The 3,758-nt window shown below is 46.6% G+C and carries 4 protein-coding genes and 1 pseudogene; 4 read left to right on the forward strand and 1 reads right to left on the reverse strand.

Features of this window, described 5'->3' with window-relative positions:
- The 4 genes from QUB70_RS31915 to argJ form a co-directional block, all read left to right on the forward strand.
- Positions 1 to 200: hypothetical protein (locus tag QUB70_RS31915; RefSeq protein WP_332985801.1), on the forward strand; the 200-nt coding region annotated here is incomplete at its 5' end.
- Between the two features lie 113 nt (positions 201 to 313).
- Entirely contained in the window at positions 314 to 508 is a 195-nt protein-coding gene (locus tag QUB70_RS31920) for a hypothetical protein (RefSeq protein WP_332985802.1), read from the forward strand.
- A 60-nt stretch (positions 509 to 568) separates the two neighbouring features.
- A complete protein-coding gene (locus QUB70_RS31925) occupies positions 569 to 709 on the forward strand; it encodes a hypothetical protein (RefSeq protein ID WP_332956622.1) in 141 nt (46 codons plus the stop codon).
- Positions 710 to 1,021: 312 nt separating this feature from the next.
- On the forward strand, positions 1,022 to 2,263 hold the full coding sequence (gene argJ / locus QUB70_RS31930; protein WP_332985803.1) for a bifunctional ornithine acetyltransferase/N-acetylglutamate synthase: 1,242 nt from the start codon (positions 1,022 to 1,024) through the stop codon (positions 2,261 to 2,263).
- A 718-nt stretch (positions 2,264 to 2,981) separates the two neighbouring features.
- Here argJ and QUB70_RS31935 read toward each other — a convergent pair.
- Positions 2,982 to 3,758: pseudogene (locus QUB70_RS31935) on the reverse strand (hypothetical protein); the annotation flags it as partial.

The raw sequence follows: 3,758 nt of genomic DNA on the forward strand, positions 1-3,758 counted from the left end.
CGGAAACCCTAGTAATAGGGATATTAAGACCGAAATGTCTTAAGAATCCCCGTCGCGATCGCGCGGGGAGTGTCAATCTACAACTATTACCGTCGAGTCGGTCTGCGATCGCCATTCCCCAAAGATCGAAATCCCTTTTGGTTGTGAGTGTTTTTGTCGGGAAGGGCGATCGCACCCTCGATCGCGCCGCCCTTATATAAAGTTTTATTACAATTTTAGTTTAGTAACTTTAGATACAGAATTATCTGTTATATTAAAAATAAGGAACAAAAGACCAGCCCAACTTCAGTCAAGCAACACCGAGGAACCGCATATGTCTACCGAAAATCAAGCTCGCTCTCTGATGATGCGCCACCACCACCTGGTAAAGAACCGGCAGCAGTCAATGCTCAACCGCACCGCCACCGAAGTCGGCATGGAAGATACACACTACTGGGGTCACATTCAAGGCAAACCGCAGCCCAGCCTTCAAGCCAGTTACGATCGCAGCAACGCCACCATGAGCTAAACCAAGCTCAATTTCCCCAATTGCCTGCGAAGTTATTACCCATATTTGGAGAAACCAGTTATGTCAACTCAAGAACAAGCCCGCAACCTGATGATGCGCCACCAACACGTCGTCAAAAACCGTCAGGAATCCATGCTGAGCCGTGTGGCTGCTGAAGTTGGTTTAGATGCTGGTTCTCAGGCGAGTATCGATCGCAAATAACTCGTTTTTTCAACGGTGAGACAGTTGAATCGAGTTGGTTGTTTGCCAGCTAAAAATTAATCATGTTACTTAAAAAACCGTCGCGACTTCTTCTTGAGTTCTAGCACTCTTCGAGGAAGTCGCGATTAATTTTATTGGGTTGGTTAAACACAAAAAGTTAGGCACAGCCTCGCTTAACTGCATTTCCACCCATAGCCGGGGAACCAGAAAAGGAAGAACCCTTACAAAGTCTGTTGTTCGCAATCTAAAATCTAAAATCTAAAATGATATAATCCCCTCTCAATAGAAGACAAGGCTACTAGGGAGGTCATCATGTCGGACTGGAAAGTAATTGACGGCGGAATTACAGCACCGAGAGGGTATCGAGCATCGGGAATTACAGCGGGCTTGAAGCCTTCAGGCTTGCCGGATTTAAGTTTAATTTTGTCAGAGGTGGATGCGATCGCCGCAGGAGTCTTCACCACATCCACAGTCCGGGCTGCTTGCGTGGACTACTGCCGCCAGCGTTTGCAAGCTAAACCCAGCGCCAAAGCAATTTTGTGCAATGCGGGACAAGCTAATGCTGCTACTGGCGAACTAGGTTTGGCAGATGCTCTCGAAAGTGCCAAATTGTTGGGAGAAGCGCTGAATATTCCTCCCGAATCGATTCTTTTGGCCTCCACTGGGGTCATCGGACAGCGGATTAAAATGGAACCGCTGAGGGCGGGAATTCCGCGATTAGTTGCTGAGGCTTCAGAAACTGGTTCCGATGCGGCTGCTAAGGCTATTTGTACGACTGATTTAGTGCCGAAAACGATCGCCCTGGAAACCATGTTTGGCGATCGACCGGTGCGCATCGGCGGCATTTGCAAAGGTTCGGGAATGATTCATCCAAATATGGCAACAATGCTAGCATTTGTAACTTGCGATGCAGCAGTGTCGTCGCATTTGTGGCAGGAAATGGTGAGTCGTGCGGCTGACAGGAGTTTCAATCAAATTACTGTTGACGGCGATACCAGTACCAACGATTCGCTAATTGCTTTGGCAAACGGTCAATCTCGGACGCCCGCAATTACCGAGATGGGCCCGGATGCTGAAAAATTAGAGGCGATGCTGACAGAAGTTTGCGTGCATTTGGCAAAGGCGATCGCCCGCGACGGCGAAGGTGCAACTTGTTTGGTGGAAGTGCAAGTTAGCGGCGCGCCGGATGAAGTTTCTGCGAGTAAAATTGCCAAAACAATTGTCGGTTCTTCTTTGGTGAAAGCCGCTATTTTCGGACGCGATCCGAATTGGGGCAGAATTGCAGCGGCGGCTGGGCGTGCGGGCGTACCTTTCGATCAAGAGAATTTGCGGATTCAATTGGGGGATTTTTTGATGATGGAACACGGGCAACCGAAGGAGTTCGATAAATCTGCTGCGAGTAATTACATGAAAGCGGCGGCGTCGGGCGAATATTTGAAGGGAGACACGGTTTTAATTCAGGTTGGCGTCGGGAATGGTGGCGGTTTTGCGAAAGCTTGGGGATGCGATTTGAGTTACGACTACGTGAAGATTAATGCGGAGTATACGACTTAATCTTCTTTTTCTGTTATACCAATTTAATGTGAAGTTGCACATATTTCGATCCCCCTCGCATCCCCCTTAAGAAGGGGAGTAGGGGTTGACTTTGAGCGGAATCTTGTCCCCCCCCTTATTAAGGGGGAGTAGGGGGCAAGCTAAGGGGGGATCTGATTCTATGCAGCCTCATAAAAAATTGGTATTAGACCTCTTGCAAAAATAACTACGACGGGCTCTCCGGCCCATCCCACAAAAAACATTTTTCCTTGTGGAACGGGCATCTTGCCCGTTCCAAAATTTGATTAAAAGGACTTTTGCAAGAGGTCTATTAGAACCCTGACTTCTTAAAGCAGTCGGGGTTCTAACTATCAAAAATTGCTGACAAGCGAATTTCTTGATGGTACAAGCCCCCCGATTTATCCGTGGAACCAATCCAAAATCCAAAATCTAAAATCTAAAATCCTCAAGCCCCCGAATTTATCCGTGGGGTAAATCCAAAATCTAAAATCTAAAATCTAAAATCGAATGACTCTGCGCTATAAGCGATCGGCCATAAAAAAGAAGGATTACCTATTGACTTTAGTTGATTTCTTGGAGTATTATTTAGATAATGGGAGTGTTAGGAAAAATATTATTTTTGCCACCACTCCCATTATCTAATGGTACTTCATTAAAGATTCAAAGTCAAGTGTTTGGTCGTAAAAAAAAAGGCAATTTTTTTTATTTTTCTTAAAATTTAACGAGACAAAAGAACTTCGACCAGCTTATTGAGCTTTTCATCTTCCTGCTTATTCGTGAAAAAAGACTTCTCAATTTCTTGCTGCATTTCCCAAAGCAATTGCGGGTTAGCGTTAAAAGCCGGATAATTTTTAGACAAAATTGGTTGCAAGCGAACGTATTGCTCTGGAGCCATTAATTGGTTTATAATATAAATGATACCGTCCGATGAACCGTCAGAAAATACATCGAGAATCGGAATCGCGTTAAACGGATTAATCCATTCTCCAGCGCCCCAACTTTGCGCCTCGACAATGCCGATTTGTTTCACGTTTTGACCGGTTCCTAAAGATGTCACGACAATATCTTTGATATCCACTGTATCGCGCCACGGGCTAGCGGGATTTTGCCGCCATTTCGGATTGGCTGGCGGGTTGGTATTCCACCTCAAACGTTCTGCGATCGCACAAAGTGCCGGGTTGCTGGCCACAAATCCGCCGTCTATTAAGGGAATGCCTCTGATACTGCCCGCTACGGGGATTTGATTGCCTTCTTCCTGCCAGTTTTTCAGGAATTCAGGGTTGGTCATTATGTGCGCGGGAAAGGCGACGGGTACGGCTGCGGACGATCGGCAAATCTCCCAGACGGGGATTGTTTCGTGGGCAACTTTGGTATTCTTGAACACAACGGGTTGCCGGTTGTAAGTGTCGTAACTCGTAAGTGAACTACCAGACGCTGACCACTTAAGTGGTACAGCGCTGGCTTCCTGGTTCAACGGGAACAGCGTCCAACAAAA

The organism is Microcoleus sp. A003_D6 (assembly GCF_036702825.1).
In the GTDB taxonomy this organism is placed as follows: domain Bacteria; phylum Cyanobacteriota; class Cyanobacteriia; order Cyanobacteriales; family Microcoleaceae; genus Microcoleus.

Excerpts from the sequence above, each read along its gene's own strand:
- QUB70_RS31920 (WP_332985802.1), top strand. The coding sequence starts at position 314 with ATGTCTACCGAAAATCAAGCTCGCTCTCTGATGATGCGCCACCACCAC.
- QUB70_RS31925 (WP_332956622.1), top strand. The coding sequence starts at position 569 with ATGTCAACTCAAGAACAAGCCCGCAACCTGATGATGCGCCACCAACAC.
- argJ (WP_332985803.1), top strand. The coding sequence starts at position 1,022 with ATGTCGGACTGGAAAGTAATTGACGGCGGAATTACAGCACCGAGAGGG.